Raw genomic sequence first — 14,967 nt, forward strand, 5'->3', positions numbered from 1 at the left:
AACAAGGAGTTCAGGGCGTAATGGCAACCACAACCCCGCAGAAGAAGTCCGCATCAGCAGCCCGTCACGGCTTCAAAACCGGCGAGTTCATCGTGTATCCGGCGCATGGCGTCGGCCAGATTGTCTCGATCGACGAGCAAGAGGTAGCGGGCCACAAGCTGGAGCTGTTCGTCATCGATTTCCAAAAGGACAAGATGCGCCTGAAGGTACCGGTTGCCAAGGCGACCTCGATCGGCATGCGCAAGCTTTCCGAGACCGACTATGTCGACCGCGCGCTGAAGGTCGTACAGGGCCGCGCTCGCGTGAAGCGCACCATGTGGTCGCGCCGCGCCCAGGAATACGATGCGAAGATCAATTCCGGTGACCTGATCTCGATTTCGGAAGTCGTACGCGATCTCTATCGAGCCGAAAACCAGCCGGAGCAGTCCTACTCCGAGCGCCAGCTCTATGAAGCTGCCCTGGACCGTATGGCCCGTGAGATCGCGGCTGTGAACCGCATGTCGGAAACCGAAGCGGTCCGGTTGATCGAGGTCAACCTCAACAAGGGCCCTAAGCGTGGCGCCAAGGCCGACAACGAGGAAACCGAACAGGAAGAAGCTGCCTGATCGGGCCTTCTGTTTGACTCAAGAACCCGGCCATGCGGCCGGGTTTTTTTGTTGGCTGACGTGCGCAACACGACAAAGAACGGGATCAGTGTTTTCGCGACAATTGTTTTGTCGCGGTTTCGAGGCCGGTCAATGTCAGCGGATACATGCGGCCGCCGAAGATGTCGTGGATCATGCTGATGGAATGGGTGTAGCCCCAATGCTGTTCGCGGGTGGGATTCAGCCAGACCGCGTTCGGCCACTGATCGAGTACTCGCTGTAGCCAGATGGCGCCCGCTTCCTTGTTCCAGTGTTCGACCGCGCCGCCAGGGGAGACGATTTCGTAAGGGCTCATCGAGGCGTCGCCGACGAAGATCACCTTATAGTCGTGGCCGTATTTGTGGAGCACGTCGAAGGTCGGGATCTTCTCGCTGTAGCGGCGGCGATTGTCCTTCCAGACGTCCTCATAGAGGCAGTTGTGGAAGTAGAAATATTCAAGCTGGCGAAATTCGGCGCGGGCCGCCGAGAACAATTCCTCCACCACCTTGATGTGATCGTCCATCGAGCCGCCGACATCGAAGAACATCAGAAGCTTGACGGCATTGCGCCGTTCCGGCCGAGTCTGCACGTCGAGATAGCCATGCTCGGCTGTGGCATGGATGGTGCCCGGCAGATCGAGTTCTTCTTCCGCGCCCTCGCGCACCCAGCGACGGAGGCGCTTCAGCGCCACCTTGATGTTACGCGTGCCAAGCTCGACGGAGTCGTCGAAATTCCTGAATTCGCGCTTGTCCCACACCTTCACCGCGCGACGATGCCGGCTTTCTGCCTGGCCGATGCGCACGCCTTCGGGATTGTAGCCATAAGCACCGAAAGGTGAGGTGCCGGCCGTGCCGATCCATTTCGAACCACCCTGGTGGCGGCTCTTCTGCTCCTCCAGCCGCTGTTTCAGTGTCTCCATCAGCTTGTCGAAGCCGCCGAGCGCTTCGACGAGCTTCTTCTCATCTTCCGTCAGTGTCTTTTCAGCCAGCCGGCGCAGCCACTCTTCCGGCAATGCGGCAGCGTCGACGCCGCCTTCGCCCGAGATGGCCTCCACTCCTTTGAAATAGTGCGAGAAGACCTGGTCGAAGCGGTCGATATGCCGCTCGTCCTTCACCAGCGCGGCGCGGGCGAGGTAATAGAAACCCTCGACGTCATAGCTGACGAGATCCGCTTCCAGGCTTTCCAGCAACGTCAGATACTCCCGCAGCGACACGGGAACCTTGGCGGCTTTCAGCTCGAGGAAGAACGGGATGAACATGGTGCCAATGTGCGTCGGGGAGGTCGGAGAGGCAAGGGCGGGTCGACACTGCCGCGTTGCCACACTCATGGTAAAAATAAGATTCAGCCTTTTTTGGTAATTTCCCGTTAGCAATTCCCTTGGCGGGAGTTTTGGTATCGATGCCCGTCTCCGGTTCTTGTTTTGCGTACGGGTTCTCATGCGTTTCACCACGGTGTCGGCAATCCTGCTTGCCTGCGCGGCGCTCGCCGGCTGTGCCTCCAGCTCGGGCATGGACGACGTCCTGGCGCCGGGACCATCATCCGAGACGACCAGTTCGATCACCCGGCCGAACAGCCCGGTGCCGACCGCCAGCGTGGGCACAGAACTGCGTGACGCGCCTGCGCCGCAAATGGCGATGACGGCGCCAATTCCGGAAGCGCCCATTCCCGGAACCGGGTCCTTCGCGGGCTCCGAACCCAGCATGCCCCTGCCGGCCATGAGGCCGGCGATACGGACCCCATCGGAAAAGCCGGTGATCCGCAAGGCAGCGATCGTGCGCGGCGAGGTCTATGCACGTCGCTTCCGTGACGCCAAGCCGATCAATTTCGGCCGCGCCACCTCGCCGAGGCAGCTTGCCGTACACGGCGTGGACGTTTCACGCTGGCAGGGCGACATCGACTGGGCAAGGCTGCGCAGCCAAGGCGCCAACTTCGCCTACATCAAGGCCACCGATGGCGGTGACCATCTCGATCCGATGTTCAGGAAGAACTGGCGCGAAGCACACGAAGCTGGGTTGCGTCGCGGTGCCTATCATTTCTTCTACTGGTGCCGCGTCGCCAGTGAACAGGCCGACTGGTTCATTCGCAACGTGCCAAAAGTGCCGGGTGCTTTGCCGCCGGTCATCGATGTCGAATACAACGGCGAATCCAGCTGCAAGCGCCGTCTTTCACGCGAGAAAGTGCTGGAGAAGATGCAAGTGTTCATGGACAGGCTGGAGCGGCATTACGGCCAGCGTCCGATCATCTACACCGCGCCCGACTTCTACCGCGACAATCTGAGGGGAGCCTTCCTGGACTATCCGTTCTGGTTGCGCGCGGTCGCCCAGCATCCGTCCAAGGTCTATCCCGGCCGCAAGTGGGTGTTCTGGCAGTATTCGGGTTCAGGCCTGTCGCATGGCGTGGCCGGCAAGATCGACCTCAACGCCTTCCATGGTTCCGAAGACGAGTGGCACGATTGGGTCGCCGATAAATCCAGCTGAGGAAAAGCGGGACCGAGCGGTCCCGCCATCTCTTGTGACTACATCAGATCGTATTCGATGAAACCTGTGCGGCGAGCCACGCGGTCGTAAAGCTTGCGCGCCGTGGCATTGGTTTCATGCGTCATCCAGTAGACATTGATGACGCCAACCGCCTTGGCGGCCTGCCTGACCGCATCGATCAGGGCTGTGCCGACGCCTTTGCCGCGAATTTCGGGATCAGCGAACAGATCCTGCAAATAGCAGTTGTTCGCTTCGGCCCAGCAGGAGCGATGGTACATGTAGTGGGTGAGGCCGACAGGCTTGCCGTCGACGAGGGCGATGAAGCCGCGCGGCTCGTAGTCGCCAGGCGTGAACAGCCGCTTCCAGGTGAGCTGATAGGTCTCCTCCGGTAGAACGGTGTTGTAGAATTTGAGGTAGGCGGTCCACAGCCGGTGCCATTCGGCGTGATCCGACTGTTCAAGCGGGCGGACGGTAACGGTCATGGTTCGGGTCCCCTTTGGTGCCCGGCCCTTGTATCTGCCCGGCTGTGCCAATGCGATGGCACAGCCGACGTCTTTCCGTTGTTAGATAGCTTCGGTTTCGGAAAAACAGATGCGCCCTTTGAAGGCCGCTGCCGTTTATCCCTGGCGCCTCGCCATGAAAGCCAGGCGTTCGAACAGATGCACGTCCTGCTCGTTCTTGAGCAGTGCGCCATGCAGTTTGGGCAGGGCGTTCTTCGGATCTCCACGCAGGTCTTCCGGCGAGACGTCGTCGGCGACCAGCAGCCGAATCCAGTCGAGCGCCTCAGACGTCGATGGCTTTTTCTTCAAACCCGGCACCTCGCGGATCTCGTAGAACTGAGTCAGCGCCGCGCGCACCAGGTTCTGCTTGATGCCGGGGTAGTGCACGTCGACGATGCGATGCAGCGTGTCGACATCGGGGAAGCGGATGTAGTGGAAGAAGCAGCGGCGCAGGAAGGCGTCCGGCAGTTCCTTCTCGTTGTTGGACGTGATGATCACGATCGGGCGCACAGTGGCACGGATCGTCTCTCCGGTCTCGTAGACGAAGAACTCCATGCGATCGAGTTCCTGCAACAGGTCGTTGGGGAACTCGATGTCGGCCTTGTCGATCTCATCGATGAGCAGCACGATCTTTCTGCCGGCCGCAAAGGCGTCCCATAGTTTACCGCGCTTGATGTAGTTGTGGATGTCGTTGAAGCGCGCGTCGCCCAACTGGCTGTCGCGCAGGCGCGACACGGCGTCATATTCGTAGAGGCCTTGCTGTGCCTTGGTGGTGGATTTCACGTTCCATTCGATGAGATCGAGGCCAAGGCCGGCGGCCACCTGGCGGGCGAGTTCGGTCTTGCCGGTGCCCGGTTCGCCCTTGACCAGCAGCGGTCGTTCCAGCGCGATTGCGGCATTCACCGCCACCATCAGGTCCTTATCGGCGACATAGGCCGACGTTCCTTCAAAACGCATCGATAACTCCTCATTCGCCGGCGCGAGCCTAAGGAGGGGAATGGCGGGGTGCAAGGGCAGTCGGCAATCGAATGCCGGCTGCCGAATTCGCAATTCGCTGGCGCTGGGGAAAAGTAATCCCTATATTTGCCGGCGACGGTCTGCGCCTCGCGGCAGGAGAGACATTTCCCCGGGGCCTTATTGATCTCGAAGGGAGCTGTCCCTGACCGGACCCGTGGGTTCGGACATATGGCGCCCACCTACTTTGTAGGTTCCCGGGATCAACTTCTCCACCGGTTGCGTGGATCGTCGCTTTCCTCCCTTTTCCGCCCTTAACGCACTGTGTTGCCCGAAGGTCGCCGTTGCGACAGCGCCGTTTGGCGTGTCATGGCATAGGCAAGCTGTCGGAGAGGAACGCGCGCCGCCATGCACAAGGAACGCAAGAAACAACTGCGCAAGGAAGCGCTGGCACGCCGTGACGCGCTCGACCCATTCTGGCGCATCGAAGCGTCGCTGGAGATGGCTGAGACCGCACGTGACAATGTCTCGTTCGAGCCTGGCGCTATCGTCTCAGGCTTCTGGCCGATGCGCTCGGAGGTCGATGTAAGGCCGATGATGTTCGCATTGCGTGAACATGGTGCGCGGCTCTGCCTACCGGCAATCCTCGACAAGACCACGATCGCCTTTCGCGAACTGGTACGCGGCGCGCCGCTGGTCGAGATGGGGTTCGGCACGCATGGCCCCGGCGAGGAAGCCGAGGTACTGGACCCGGATATCATGCTGATCCCACTGGCCGCTTTCGATCCCCGCGGCCACCGCATCGGCTACGGCGCCGGCTACTATGACCGGGCGATCAGCCGACTTCACGACGCCGGCAAACAACCGCGCCTGATCGGCATCGCCTTCGACTGCCAGGAAGTGCCCGAAGTGCCGGACGAGCCACACGACGTGGTCATCCCCGAAATCCTGACCGAGAGCGGCTTGCGGCGGTTTACCCAGCAGTTATAGATGACCGCATGAGGCTGCTTTTTCTGGGCGACATGGTGGGCAAGACGGGCCGCACGGCGGTGTGGGAACAATTGCCTGGGCTGATCTCCGATTTCAAACTGGATTTCGTCATCGTCAATGGCGAGAACGCCGCCGGTGGCTTTGGCATCACCGAGGAGATTTTCCGCGAGACGATTGCCGCCGGTGCCGATGTAGTAACCACCGGCAACCATGTCTGGGACCAGCGCGATGCGCTGAATTTTGCGCCGCGCGAGGAACGCTTCCTAAGGCCGGCCAATTTCCCGAAGGGCACGCCAGGGCGCGGCTCCGGCGTCTACATCGCGCGCAACGGTGCGCGTGTGCTGGTCGCAAACATCATGGGCCGGGTGTTCATGCACCCCGAACTCGATGACCCGTTCCAGGCGGGCGAGCGTGAACTCGCCGCCTGTCCGCTCGGCGAGCAGGCCGACGCGGTTGTGATCGATTTCCACGCCGAGGCGACCAGCGAAAAGATTTGCTTCGCACATTTCGTCGATGGACGGGCCTCGCTGGTGGTCGGCACGCACACGCACCAGCCGACCGCGGATCACCAGATCCTCAATGGCGGAACCGCTTATCTGACAGACGCCGGCATGTGCGGCGACTATGATTCCTCGCTCGGCATGGACAAGGAGGAACCACTCAACCGGTTTCTCTCGAAAGTTCCGAAAGGCCGCTTCGAAGCAGCCAATGGTCCTGCTACGCTTTGCGGCGTCGGCGTCGATATTTCCGACCGTACGGGTCTGGCGGAACGCGTTGCGCCGTTTCGTCGCGGGCCGAGACTGGAAGAAACCGTTCCTTCCTTCTGGTTGTGAGATTGAAGACGGGGACCATCGTACTTAACTGCCGCTGAAACTGCTTCAGATCGTTCAAGGGGAAGACGACCTCCATGCAGATCATCGAGTTTCTTGCGCCGTATTTCACCTTCGTCAACGATCCGACCGCCTGGGCTGCTTTGCTGACCCTGATCGCGCTCGAGATCGTTCTCGGCATCGACAATCTCATCTTCATCTCGATCCTCACCAACAAGCTGCCGGAAGCCCAGCGCGCGCAGGCGCGCCGGCTGGGCATCGGTGCGGCCCTGATCATGCGGCTCGTGCTGCTTGCCACGATATCCATCATCGTCGGGCTGACGGCGCCGGTTTTCAGTGCCTTTGGTCATGATTTCTCCTGGCGCGATCTCATCCTGATCGCCGGTGGCCTTTTCTTGGTGTGGAAGGCCACGAAGGAGATCCATCACACGGTCGATCCAGAGGACCATCAGGATTCGATGATCGGCGAGACGCTGCAGATCAGTCTTGGCGGTGCCATCTTCCAGATCCTGCTGCTCGATCTGGTGTTCTCCATCGATTCCATCATCACTGCGGTCGGCATGACCGACGAGATTGCCATCATGTACATCGCGGTCATCATCACCGTGGCAGTCATGCTGCTGGCTGCTGCGCCGCTGGCCAATTTCATCGCCAAGAACCCCACCATCGTGATGCTGGCGCTGGGTTTCCTGCTGATGATCGGCATGACGCTGATCGCCGACGGCATGGGCTACCATGTGCCGAAGGGCTACATCTACGCCGCCATGGGCTTCTCGGCGCTGGTTGAAGCGCTCAACATGCTGGCGCGGCGCAAGAAAGCGAAGAAAAGCGACGGGCATTAAGGCCGTCTTGCCCGTCTCCCGCGGGGATGGGCAAGGTCTTCAAGCCGTGCCGAACATGACTTTGCGGCCGTCGGGATCCGTGACGGTGATGACGACATCGTCCGTCGCGAAGGGCTCGATGGCGAGTTCCTTCAATCGAGCCAGAAAGGTTTCCCTGTCGTCTATCTGGAAATAGAGATGAGTCAGGTTCGACCCGGCCAGGGGCGGCTGGCTATAGGCGGCGAACGCGGCTGCGTCATGGATGGCCAATTGAACCCCGTCGCGGTCGAGGCGCCAGTAAATGTAGCTGTTCGGTGTACCGACCTGTTCGAGCGGCAGTCCTGCCACATGGCGATAGAACGCAGCGGTTTCGGCAGGGTTCGCCGACGTCAGGAAAATTCCGCGAAACACCGTGTGCATGAATTGCGCCTACGTGGCCGGCGCGCCGGCTGGATGCCGATCTGCGATCAATCCAAGCGTGACGCCGTTTTCCAGCCAGGCCTTCGCGCCTGAGAGCACAAGCGAAAAACCGTCCGTGGAGTCCACCGCGGTCTTGACCTGCTGGTCCGCATCGCCCTGGAAGCCGGAATTTCGGATGGTGACGAAGGTGGCGGTGCCGTCAAGCATCGGCTCGAAGGTCCATTCCACTGTCGTGGCCGGCTCACCCCAGCCGACGACGATCTTCCGGTCTTTGACCAGTTCCCTGACGACGACCGGAGATTTGAAGTCGTACATGCGCCACTCCCACTCGATGGCACGACCCGAATCGAGCCGGTTGCTGCCATGTGTGAACCAGAATTTCGCGGTGATGGCTGGATCGATGAAGGCTTCATAGACTTCGGCCGCCGGCTTGCGGATCAGCATTCCGGTGTTGGCGACAGGGGCTTCACGCAGTTCCATCGGGATCCTCCGTTCGGGCTTCGGCATAGGCAGAGAGGTTGGTGAGGTGATGCTGCCACCCGGCGAAGTGGTCGGCCAGCAACCGTGCACGGCGCCCGGGCTGGAATATTTCCCAGCCGTCATGCACAAGTTCGAGATGTGAAGCATTGCCGGTCTGGGCGGCGATCGTCAGCATCAGGCGCGTCGTCTCCGGCCAGTCATCATCGCTCCAGGCCAGCACGAGGCGGCTGGGAGGGACTGCTTCCAGCACCGTGCCGGAGGTGGTCACCATGCGATCGCCGTTGCTCCATGTCTCACGGAAGGAGCCGCCGACGTGCGGCTGCAAGCTAACGTGATTGCCCCACCAGTGGTGGATATGGGCATTCTGCGTCAGCAGCGCCCAGAGTACAGCCGGCGTGACCCGGACCGTGCGTGTCAGCCGGATGGCCTCGTCGGTCGTGGAGAGGTTTCCGTCCATGGCCTTCGTTCAGCTGTCACCAGGCGTCGGGTTCGCGCACCATGTGCACGATGTTGGCAGGGTTCATGATCCAGCCGCCGCGAAAACCCTCCCCGAGCGGCTCGATCGGGTCGCAGCGCACCACGCCCGCTTCGGCTAGCCGCTGCAGCGCGCCGCCGGAATTGGGCGTGAACAGCTCCAGCCAGACTTCGGCCTGGCTCATCGTCGCGTCTTCATCGATCCAGAGCTGATTGGGACCGAGCTTGAAACCGACGGCAGGCGCTTTTTCGGGGATCGGCGCCAGGCCAACCGTGTCGCGATAGAACGCGACTGTCGCCTCGTATTGATGGCTCGGCACTTTCATGGCGATGTTGATGCCGCCTTCGATCTTCGTGGTCATGGATTTCCTCAATACAGATTGTAGATTGTGAGATCGGATAAGGCGGTCAGGGCAGATTGATTTGCCAGGAGACGCCGAAGCGGTCGTTCAGCCAGGCGAAGCGCCGGCTAAAGCCATAATTGTCGAGCGGCATCAGCATTTTGCCGCCTTCGCCGAGTTCCTGGACGATCCGGGACTGCTCGGTTTCGGAGGTGCATGTGACGAACAGCGATACCGATGGCGTGAAGGTGAAGGCGTGCTTGACATGGCTGTCGCTGAACATGACCTCGAGGCCGGCGATTTCGGCGCGCGCCAGCTTGATCGAGCCCTCAGGTCCGGCCTCGCCCGCGCCGTAGCGGTCGACATCAACAACGCGGCTTTCTGGAATGGTCTTGCAGTAGAAGGTCAGGGCTTCCTCGGCCTTGCCTTCGAACATCAGGAACGGTGCTGCTGTCGTCATGGCGTGTCCTCGTCTGGATGGGATCAGATGTTGTCGGGATTGGCTGGTTCGCCTCTCATTTCCGAGCGGTAGTAGCCGTCGCGCAGATTGATGCCGTATTCGACATAGGCCTTCATACAGGCCAGCATCTGCGACCAGCCTTCGCAATTGATGTAGGAGCGCTTCCGACCTGCTTCGTCCTCGCGCCAGCCCTCCTCAGCGATGGTAACGAAGGTGCCTCCGTCGTCGAGCTGTTCGAAATTCATCTCGATGCGGGTCTTGTAGGAAGACTTGTCGTCCGGTCCGCTGCCGTCCCAGCGCAGGACGATGCGGCGCTCGGGCACGACTTCGTCGACTTCGACCGGAATTTCGCCCCACCACACCACCGTGGTGCCGGCGACCAGCGGGGCGGAGGCTCCGCGAATGGTGGTAAAATAGCCGCTGAGCTTGGTCGGATTGACGACGGCGTCGAAGACCTCGGAAACGGGTTTTCCGATGCGCCCTGAAACCCTGATTGCGATGGACATGTCCACAGCCTCCTGCTTGAAATTTCTCCTATCATGTTATAAAAACATAACATGTCAAGCGAAGCAAAAGACGACCATGTTTTCAAGGCCTTGGCACATCCGCGCCGGCGCCTTCTGCTCGACGAACTCAAGGATGGGCCCAAGACGACAGGCGCCTTGTGCGATATCTTCGCCGACATGGATCGCTGTACGGTCATGATGCATCTGAAGGTGCTGGAGGAAGCCGGGCTGGTCGTTGCCCGCCGCGAAGGTCGCGAGCGCTGGAACCATCTGGACGCGCTGCCGATCAAGCGTATTCACGACCGCTGGATCAGCGAGTACGCGACCCATGCCGTCTCGATCCTTGATCGCCTGAAGGCAGATCTGGGCTGATTTTCTTATGCCAAAGGTCCTGGATGTAGATTGTTCGCGCCAATGGGCGTGGTGCGCGGTCGCGCGCTCCAACGGTCATTCAATATGACCGTTGGTATTATTCTGCCATCGCGACCAGCGCGTCGCGGTCATAGGCAAGCCGGATAGGCGCTCCGACAGGGATGTCGTCAGCGCCGAAGTCGTTGGTTTCGGTCACCGATAGTGGTTTTTCCAGACCTGGTATCTCAACGATCAAGTGTGTGATCTCGCCGAAATAGTGCCGCTCGACCACCGTGCCGGACACTTCGTGTTTGGCGGTCGCGCTGTCCCACAACACGCGCAGCCTCTCCGGCCGGATGCCGAGCGTGGTGCCGCCGCCGCTGCGATCGAAAACCTTCGGCTTTTCCGTCGTGATGCGGCCGAAGCCCAGCGTGTCGACGGTGATCGAGGAGCCATCTTCCTCGACGATCTCGCCCTTCACGAAATTCATCCCGCCAAGGAAGTCGGCAACCTGACGGTTCACCGGGCGCTGGTAGATTTCCTTCGGCGAGGCGATCTGGGCGATGCGCCCCCCGAACATCACGGCGATACGATCGGACATGGCAAGCGCTTCATACTGGTCGTGAGTGACCAGGATGAAGGTGATGCCGACTGCCTGCTGCAGGCGGCGCAGCTCGACCTGCATCTGTTCGCGCAGTTTCTTGTCCAGCGCCGACAGCGGTTCGTCGAGCAGCAGCACTTTCGGTCGCATCACCAGCGCGCGGGCCAACGCTACGCGTTGGCGCTGGCCGCCTGAGAGTTCATGTGCGCCCCGCTTGCCGAGACCGTTCAGAGAGACCATGGCAAGCACTTCGTCGACACGGCGCTTCTCTTCAGCCGGACCGAGCTTCAGCCGCTTCAATCCATAAGCGACGTTCTGCTCGACATTGAGGTGCGGGAAGATAGCGTAGCTCTGGAACACCATGTTGGTGGGACGCCGATTGGCCGGCACGCCGACCATCTCCTGCCCGCCGACGGCAATGGTGCCGCTGGTGGGGTTGTCGAAGCCGGCGATCATCCTGAGCAGTGTGGTCTTGCCGCAGCCGGACGGTCCGAGCAGGGAAAAGAACTCGCCTTCGCGGATGGCGAGGCTGCAGTCGTCCAGCGCCTTGAAGGCACCGTAGCTGCGCGTGACGCTCCTGATTTCGATCATCGTGCGCTCCGGGGCGTGGCGATCGGGCATTGGCCGGTCAAGCATGCAGAAGTCCCTCGAACTGGGTGCGTCGCGCAGCGCGGCGGCGCAGGATTTCGGCAATCGACAGAAGCACGAAGGAGCCGACGAGCAACAGCGTACCGAGCGCCAGCACGCCCGGCAGCTTGGCTGCGAAACGCAACTGGCCCCAGATGTAGATCGGAAGCGTCGCCTCGGTCCCGGTCAGGAAAAAGGCGATGATGAAATCGTCGAGCGATATGGTGAAGGAAACAAGCAGGCTGGAGATGATGGCCGGCGTGACCATGGGCAAGGTCACGCGCCGGAAGGTGCCGAAGGCGCTCTCGCCAAGGTCGGCGGATGCCTCCTCGATGCTGCGGTCGAACCCTTCGAAGCCCGAGGTCAGCACCGACATCGAATAGGGAATGCAGATCAGCACGTGGCCGAGAACGACGGTGAAGAGCGAGAGGCTCAGGCCCAACTGAAGCATCACCAGAAGCATGGAAATGGCGACAATGACTTCGGGCAGCACCAGCGGCGCCATGATCAGGCCGTGAATCGGCCGCCTGCCGGGAAAGCGGTAGCGGGTGATGGCGCGGGCAGCGAGAATGCCGAAGGTCGTGGCAAGGACGGCAGCCGAGACGCCAACGATCAGGCTGTTCCAGGCGGCGTCGATAAGCGCCGGCGTCTTCGGCAGGTCGCGGTACCATTGCAATGTGGTGCCGGCGAGGGGGAATTTCGGCGAGGCCGAGGTGTTGATCGAGAAGATCGGCAGAAACACAACCGGCAGATAAAGAAAGCCGATATAGAGGAAAGCGTAGGCGGTGAGCCAGGAACTGCCGCCGGGCAGGAAGCGCCTGAGAGCAGTCATCGTGCCAACCTCGCGACCGCGCGGACGAGAAAGACGACAGCGCCGGCCATCAGACTGACCACGACCATGGTCGTCACCGAAAGGGCGGCACCCAGCGGCCAATTCGCCGCCTTGCCGAACTGGGCCTGAATGGCATTGGCGATCATGACGCCGTCCTTGCCGCCAACCAGCTTCGGCGTGACATAGTCGCCGACTGTCGGGATCATGACGATGAGCAATGCCGAGATGACACCTGGGGTCGACAGCGGCAGCGTCACGCGCAGGAAGGAGCGCAGCTGCCCGTCACCGAGATCCTTCGCTGCCTCGATCAGGGTGCGGTCGACTTTTTCCAGCGAGACGAAGATCGGCAGGATGGCAAAGGCTGCCCAAGCGTGGGTGAGTGTGATGACGACGGCGCTGGTGTTGTAGAGCAGGGCCGTAGAAGGCTCGCTGATCAGGCCCAGGCCCATCAGGCCGGAATTGAGCACGCCGTTGTAGCCGAGGATGACCTTCCAAGACATCACACGCAGCAGGTAGCTCGTCCAAAACGGGATGGTGATGAGGAACAGCCACAGGCCCTTGTGACGGCCGCCATGGAAGGAAATGAAATAGGCGATCGGATAGGCCAGCACCACGGTGAACAGCGACACGAGAAGCGATACGAAAAGCGATCGCCATAAAAGGTCGAGATAAATCGGTTCGGTCAACGCGGCGCGGTAATTCTGCAGCGTGAAGGTATGGTCGATGGTGAGGTAGTTCTGCGTCCAGAAGGAATGGGCGAACACCACCAGGATCGGCAGCAAGAGCAGGATGAGAGCGTAAAGGAAAGTCGGGCTGATCAGGGCCAGGCCCTGGACGGATTCTGATTGCAGAAGCGGTGGCCTTCGCGGGATGCCGTCCGAAGCAAGCGGTGGCGATCCTTCCGCGGCTGCCGTCATTGCAGCGCTCCGGGTGCGTATCTGATCGCCGGCCTGGATTGTCCCGCCATGCTGCTTCCCCTTCGGCGCCGGTCGTTCCCGCTTATCGTCGAGCTCCAGTCACGCAGTGCTCGCGCCGATGTGGCTGTTCTCTTTGCCGGCCTCCATCATCATGGCCGTATCAGCCGGTTGAAATCAAGCGATATTTCTGCGATGTTGATTGAACAGCCATTCAAAATATGGAACAAAAATCCCTGTTTTCCGGCGGATTGATTGGCTTAGAAAACTTGAAATGGAAGCGAGGCGGGTGATGGCTGCGGTGCGCGAGACAGGAAGCGGTGGGGCGAATGCAGGGATACCGGAAAATGCGGTAGAGATCGCGCGGCGCCATCTCGTCCAGCCCTGGCCGGTTGCGGGTTCCGTCGGTGCGGAAGCGCGTGCGCTGATCGATGACGGTGAGGGTGTCTATATCACCGACGGAGACGGCAAGCGGCTGATCGACGGTCCGGCCGGAATGTGGTGCACCAATCTCGGTCATCGCCGCGAGGAACTCGCACGGGTGATGTACGAGCAGGCGATGCAGCTCTCCTACAACACGCCCTGGTACACGATGAATGCGCCCGCAGCGGAGTTGGCGCGGCGTATCGCTGCCGCGGCGCCTGGCGAGCTGAGCCACGTCTTCTTCACCACGGGCGGCTCGTCAGCGGTGGAGACGGCGCTGCGTTTCATGCAATTCTACAACAATGTACGCGGTCGGCCGGACAAGAAGCTGATCCTGTCCCGCGGCGGGGCCTATCACGGCTCGACCTATCTGGCGGCCTCGTTGAATGGCCGTCCACGCGATCGCGACTGGATGGACGGCACCGACGATCTGGTGGTCAAGCTTTCCTCGCCCGATCCGTTCCGCCGGCCCAAGGGATTGGATGTCAACGCCTTTGCCAACCTGCTGGTCGAGGAGTTCCGCGACAGGATTGCGGCGATCGGTGCAGACAAGATCGGTGCCTTCGTCGGCGAACCTGTACAAGCCTCAGGTGGCGTCATCGTGCCGCCGGACGGCTATCTGCAGCGAATCCGCGAAATCTGTCGTGAGAACGATATCCTCTATATTTCCGACGAGGTGGTGACGGCTTTCGGCCGGCTCGGCCATGTCTTTGCTTCCGGCGACGTGTTCGGGCTCGATCCGGACATGATCACCTTCGCCAAGGGTGTCACCTCCGGTTATTTCCCGCTCGGCGGTGTGGTCATTTCCGAGCGGCTGCTGGAGGAACTGCGCCGCTCCAACCATCCCGACGCCATGTTCGCGCATGGTCTGACTTATACCAGCCATCCGATCGGCTGCGCGCTGGCGCTGAAGAACCTCGACATCCTGGAGGACGAGGTGCTGGCGCACGCACGCGAAGTTGCGCCCTATTTCCAGACACGGCTGAAGACGCTGGAAGACCTGCCGCTGGTCGGCGAGGTACGCGGGTTGGGCCTGATGGCCTGTGTCGACTGTGTGGCCGATCGCGAAAGCAAGAATCCGCTGCAACTCGACAAGGCAGTCGGGGCGCGCATCGACGCGCATTGCCACGAACTCGGACTGCTGGTGCGGCCGCTCATCAACATGTGCGTGATGTCGCCGCCGCTGATCATCACGCACGAGCAGATCGACACGATGGTGGCGATCCTGCGCGAAGGCATCTCGCGCACGATGGAGGATTTGCGCCGGGAAGGGTTGTGGCAAGGCTGACGCTGGAGGTTTTTACGGAAACGCCCTAACGTTTGTTTCTATGAGGGTCCGGAGG

General features: G+C 61.0%; 20 protein-coding genes and 1 other RNA gene. 9 read left to right on the top strand and 12 right to left on the bottom strand.

Annotated features, from left to right (window positions below; genetic code table 11):
• Positions 1–20: 20 nt before the first annotated feature.
• A complete protein-coding gene (locus tag L4923_RS05070; RefSeq protein WP_054313823.1) occupies positions 21–605 on the top strand; it encodes a CarD family transcriptional regulator in 585 nt (194 codons plus the stop codon).
• 85 nt (positions 606–690) lie between these two features.
• Here L4923_RS05070 and L4923_RS05075 read toward each other — a convergent pair whose 3' ends face one another.
• Complete coding sequence (locus L4923_RS05075; RefSeq protein WP_239362548.1) at positions 691–1,881, bottom strand: vWA domain-containing protein; 1,191 nt, start codon at positions 1,879–1,881, stop codon at positions 691–693.
• A 178-nt stretch (positions 1,882–2,059) separates the two neighbouring features.
• Between L4923_RS05075 and L4923_RS05080 the strand changes: the two genes are divergently transcribed.
• On the top strand, positions 2,060–3,100 hold the full coding sequence (locus L4923_RS05080; RefSeq protein WP_239362549.1) for a glycoside hydrolase family 25 protein: 1,041 nt from the start codon (positions 2,060–2,062) through the stop codon (positions 3,098–3,100).
• Between the two features lie 38 nt (positions 3,101–3,138).
• Here L4923_RS05080 and L4923_RS05085 read toward each other — a convergent pair whose 3' ends face one another.
• On the bottom strand, positions 3,139–3,582 hold the full coding sequence (locus L4923_RS05085; protein WP_239362550.1) for a GNAT family N-acetyltransferase: 444 nt from the start codon (positions 3,580–3,582) through the stop codon (positions 3,139–3,141).
• 135 nt (positions 3,583–3,717) lie between these two features.
• Positions 3,718–4,557: an AAA family ATPase gene (locus tag L4923_RS05090; RefSeq protein ID WP_239362552.1), complete on the bottom strand. Its 840-nt coding sequence runs from the start codon at positions 4,555–4,557 to the stop codon at positions 3,718–3,720.
• 134 nt (positions 4,558–4,691) lie between these two features.
• On the opposite strand from L4923_RS05090, the gene ssrS reads away from it, so the two are divergent.
• The 4 genes from ssrS to L4923_RS05110 all read left to right on the top strand — a co-directional run bounded on the left by ssrS (position 4,692) and on the right by L4923_RS05110 (position 7,216).
• A non-coding RNA gene (ssrS, locus tag L4923_RS05095) (6S RNA) lies at positions 4,692–4,848 on the top strand.
• 114 nt (positions 4,849–4,962) lie between these two features.
• On the top strand, positions 4,963–5,544 hold the full coding sequence (locus tag L4923_RS05100; protein WP_239362554.1) for a 5-formyltetrahydrofolate cyclo-ligase: 582 nt from the start codon (positions 4,963–4,965) through the stop codon (positions 5,542–5,544).
• A gap of 8 nt (positions 5,545–5,552) precedes the next feature.
• Positions 5,553–6,377: a TIGR00282 family metallophosphoesterase gene (locus tag L4923_RS05105; protein WP_239362555.1), complete on the top strand. Its 825-nt coding sequence runs from the start codon at positions 5,553–5,555 to the stop codon at positions 6,375–6,377.
• 74 nt (positions 6,378–6,451) lie between these two features.
• Positions 6,452–7,216, top strand: coding sequence for a TerC family protein (locus L4923_RS05110; RefSeq protein ID WP_239362556.1), 765 nt, complete (start codon positions 6,452–6,454; stop codon positions 7,214–7,216).
• A 39-nt stretch (positions 7,217–7,255) separates the two neighbouring features.
• Here L4923_RS05110 and L4923_RS05115 read toward each other — a convergent pair whose 3' ends face one another.
• Genes L4923_RS05115 through L4923_RS05140 form a run of 6 tightly spaced genes read right to left on the bottom strand, consistent with a single transcriptional unit; the run spans position 7,256 to position 9,876 of the window.
• Complete coding sequence (locus L4923_RS05115; RefSeq protein WP_239362557.1) at positions 7,256–7,615, bottom strand: VOC family protein; 360 nt, start codon at positions 7,613–7,615, stop codon at positions 7,256–7,258.
• Between the two features lie 9 nt (positions 7,616–7,624).
• On the bottom strand, positions 7,625–8,095 hold the full coding sequence (locus L4923_RS05120; RefSeq protein WP_239362558.1) for an SRPBCC family protein: 471 nt from the start codon (positions 8,093–8,095) through the stop codon (positions 7,625–7,627).
• Positions 8,082–8,552 carry an SRPBCC family protein gene (locus L4923_RS05125; RefSeq protein WP_239362559.1) on the bottom strand — a complete coding sequence of 157 codons (471 nt, stop codon included), beginning with the start codon at positions 8,550–8,552 and terminating at the stop codon, positions 8,082–8,084. The genes L4923_RS05120 and L4923_RS05125 overlap by 14 nt, the downstream gene beginning before the upstream one ends.
• 16 nt (positions 8,553–8,568) lie before the next feature.
• Entirely contained in the window at positions 8,569–8,931 is a 363-nt protein-coding gene (locus L4923_RS05130) for a hypothetical protein (RefSeq protein ID WP_239362560.1), read from the bottom strand.
• Between the two features lie 46 nt (positions 8,932–8,977).
• Complete coding sequence (locus L4923_RS05135; RefSeq protein ID WP_239362561.1) at positions 8,978–9,370, bottom strand: VOC family protein; 393 nt, start codon at positions 9,368–9,370, stop codon at positions 8,978–8,980.
• Between the two features lie 23 nt (positions 9,371–9,393).
• Positions 9,394–9,876 carry an SRPBCC domain-containing protein gene (locus tag L4923_RS05140; RefSeq protein ID WP_239362562.1) on the bottom strand — a complete coding sequence of 161 codons (483 nt, stop codon included), beginning with the start codon at positions 9,874–9,876 and terminating at the stop codon, positions 9,394–9,396.
• Between the two features lie 51 nt (positions 9,877–9,927).
• On the opposite strand from L4923_RS05140, the gene L4923_RS05145 reads away from it, so the two are divergent.
• Positions 9,928–10,248 (top strand): ArsR/SmtB family transcription factor, encoded by a 321-nt coding sequence (locus tag L4923_RS05145; protein ID WP_239362563.1) that lies wholly within the window; start codon positions 9,928–9,930, stop codon positions 10,246–10,248.
• A 97-nt stretch (positions 10,249–10,345) separates the two neighbouring features.
• Here the strand turns inward: L4923_RS05145 and L4923_RS05150 are convergent, their stop codons facing one another.
• Genes L4923_RS05150 through L4923_RS05160 form a run of 3 tightly spaced genes read right to left on the bottom strand, consistent with a single transcriptional unit; the run spans position 10,346 to position 13,204 of the window.
• The gene (locus L4923_RS05150; protein WP_239362564.1) at positions 10,346–11,419 is read right to left on the bottom strand and encodes an ABC transporter ATP-binding protein; all 1,074 of its coding nucleotides are present in this window, start codon (positions 11,417–11,419) and stop codon (positions 10,346–10,348) included.
• Between the two features lie 37 nt (positions 11,420–11,456).
• Positions 11,457–12,287 carry an ABC transporter permease gene (locus L4923_RS05155; RefSeq protein ID WP_239362565.1) on the bottom strand — a complete coding sequence of 277 codons (831 nt, stop codon included), beginning with the start codon at positions 12,285–12,287 and terminating at the stop codon, positions 11,457–11,459.
• Positions 12,284–13,204, bottom strand: a complete 921-nt coding sequence (locus tag L4923_RS05160) for an ABC transporter permease (RefSeq protein ID WP_239362567.1) — start codon at positions 13,202–13,204, stop codon at positions 12,284–12,286. The genes L4923_RS05155 and L4923_RS05160 overlap by 4 nt, the downstream gene beginning before the upstream one ends.
• 48 nt (positions 13,205–13,252) lie before the next feature.
• On the opposite strand from L4923_RS05160, the gene L4923_RS05165 reads away from it, so the two are divergent.
• Positions 13,253–13,456, top strand: a complete 204-nt coding sequence (locus tag L4923_RS05165; protein ID WP_239362570.1) for a hypothetical protein — start codon at positions 13,253–13,255, stop codon at positions 13,454–13,456.
• Between the two features lie 37 nt (positions 13,457–13,493).
• The gene (locus L4923_RS05170) at positions 13,494–14,912 is read left to right on the top strand and encodes an aminotransferase (protein WP_239362873.1); all 1,419 of its coding nucleotides are present in this window, start codon (positions 13,494–13,496) and stop codon (positions 14,910–14,912) included.
• Positions 14,913–14,967: the final 55 nt, after the last annotated feature.

Origin of the sequence: Terribium retamae, from assembly GCF_022347545.1 — a bacterium.
Classification (GTDB): Bacteria; Pseudomonadota; Alphaproteobacteria; order Rhizobiales; family Rhizobiaceae; genus Mesorhizobium; species Mesorhizobium retamae.

Excerpts from the sequence above, each read along its gene's own strand:
- L4923_RS05100 (WP_239362554.1), top strand. The coding sequence starts at position 4,963 with ATGCACAAGGAACGCAAGAAACAACTGCGCAAGGAAGCGCTGGCACGC.
- L4923_RS05155 (WP_239362565.1), bottom strand. The coding sequence starts at position 12,287 with ATGACTGCTCTCAGGCGCTTCCTGCCCGGCGGCAGTTCCTGGCTCACC.
- L4923_RS05125 (WP_239362559.1), bottom strand. The coding sequence starts at position 8,552 with ATGGACGGAAACCTCTCCACGACCGACGAGGCCATCCGGCTGACACGC.
- L4923_RS05160 (WP_239362567.1), bottom strand. The coding sequence starts at position 13,204 with ATGACGGCAGCCGCGGAAGGATCGCCACCGCTTGCTTCGGACGGCATC.
- L4923_RS05115 (WP_239362557.1), bottom strand. The coding sequence starts at position 7,615 with ATGCACACGGTGTTTCGCGGAATTTTCCTGACGTCGGCGAACCCTGCC.
- L4923_RS05105 (WP_239362555.1), top strand. The coding sequence starts at position 5,553 with ATGAGGCTGCTTTTTCTGGGCGACATGGTGGGCAAGACGGGCCGCACG.
- L4923_RS05090 (WP_239362552.1), bottom strand. The coding sequence starts at position 4,557 with ATGCGTTTTGAAGGAACGTCGGCCTATGTCGCCGATAAGGACCTGATG.
- L4923_RS05145 (WP_239362563.1), top strand. The coding sequence starts at position 9,928 with ATGTCAAGCGAAGCAAAAGACGACCATGTTTTCAAGGCCTTGGCACAT.
- L4923_RS05170 (WP_239362873.1), top strand. The coding sequence starts at position 13,494 with ATGGCTGCGGTGCGCGAGACAGGAAGCGGTGGGGCGAATGCAGGGATA.
- L4923_RS05080 (WP_239362549.1), top strand. The coding sequence starts at position 2,060 with ATGCGTTTCACCACGGTGTCGGCAATCCTGCTTGCCTGCGCGGCGCTC.
- L4923_RS05085 (WP_239362550.1), bottom strand. The coding sequence starts at position 3,582 with ATGACCGTTACCGTCCGCCCGCTTGAACAGTCGGATCACGCCGAATGG.
- L4923_RS05120 (WP_239362558.1), bottom strand. The coding sequence starts at position 8,095 with ATGGAACTGCGTGAAGCCCCTGTCGCCAACACCGGAATGCTGATCCGC.
- L4923_RS05070 (WP_054313823.1), top strand. The coding sequence starts at position 21 with ATGGCAACCACAACCCCGCAGAAGAAGTCCGCATCAGCAGCCCGTCAC.
- L4923_RS05165 (WP_239362570.1), top strand. The coding sequence starts at position 13,253 with ATGCTGCTTCCCCTTCGGCGCCGGTCGTTCCCGCTTATCGTCGAGCTC.
- L4923_RS05140 (WP_239362562.1), bottom strand. The coding sequence starts at position 9,876 with ATGTCCATCGCAATCAGGGTTTCAGGGCGCATCGGAAAACCCGTTTCC.
- L4923_RS05075 (WP_239362548.1), bottom strand. The coding sequence starts at position 1,881 with ATGTTCATCCCGTTCTTCCTCGAGCTGAAAGCCGCCAAGGTTCCCGTG.
- L4923_RS05150 (WP_239362564.1), bottom strand. The coding sequence starts at position 11,419 with ATGATCGAAATCAGGAGCGTCACGCGCAGCTACGGTGCCTTCAAGGCG.
- L4923_RS05130 (WP_239362560.1), bottom strand. The coding sequence starts at position 8,931 with ATGACCACGAAGATCGAAGGCGGCATCAACATCGCCATGAAAGTGCCG.
- L4923_RS05110 (WP_239362556.1), top strand. The coding sequence starts at position 6,452 with ATGCAGATCATCGAGTTTCTTGCGCCGTATTTCACCTTCGTCAACGAT.
- L4923_RS05135 (WP_239362561.1), bottom strand. The coding sequence starts at position 9,370 with ATGACGACAGCAGCACCGTTCCTGATGTTCGAAGGCAAGGCCGAGGAA.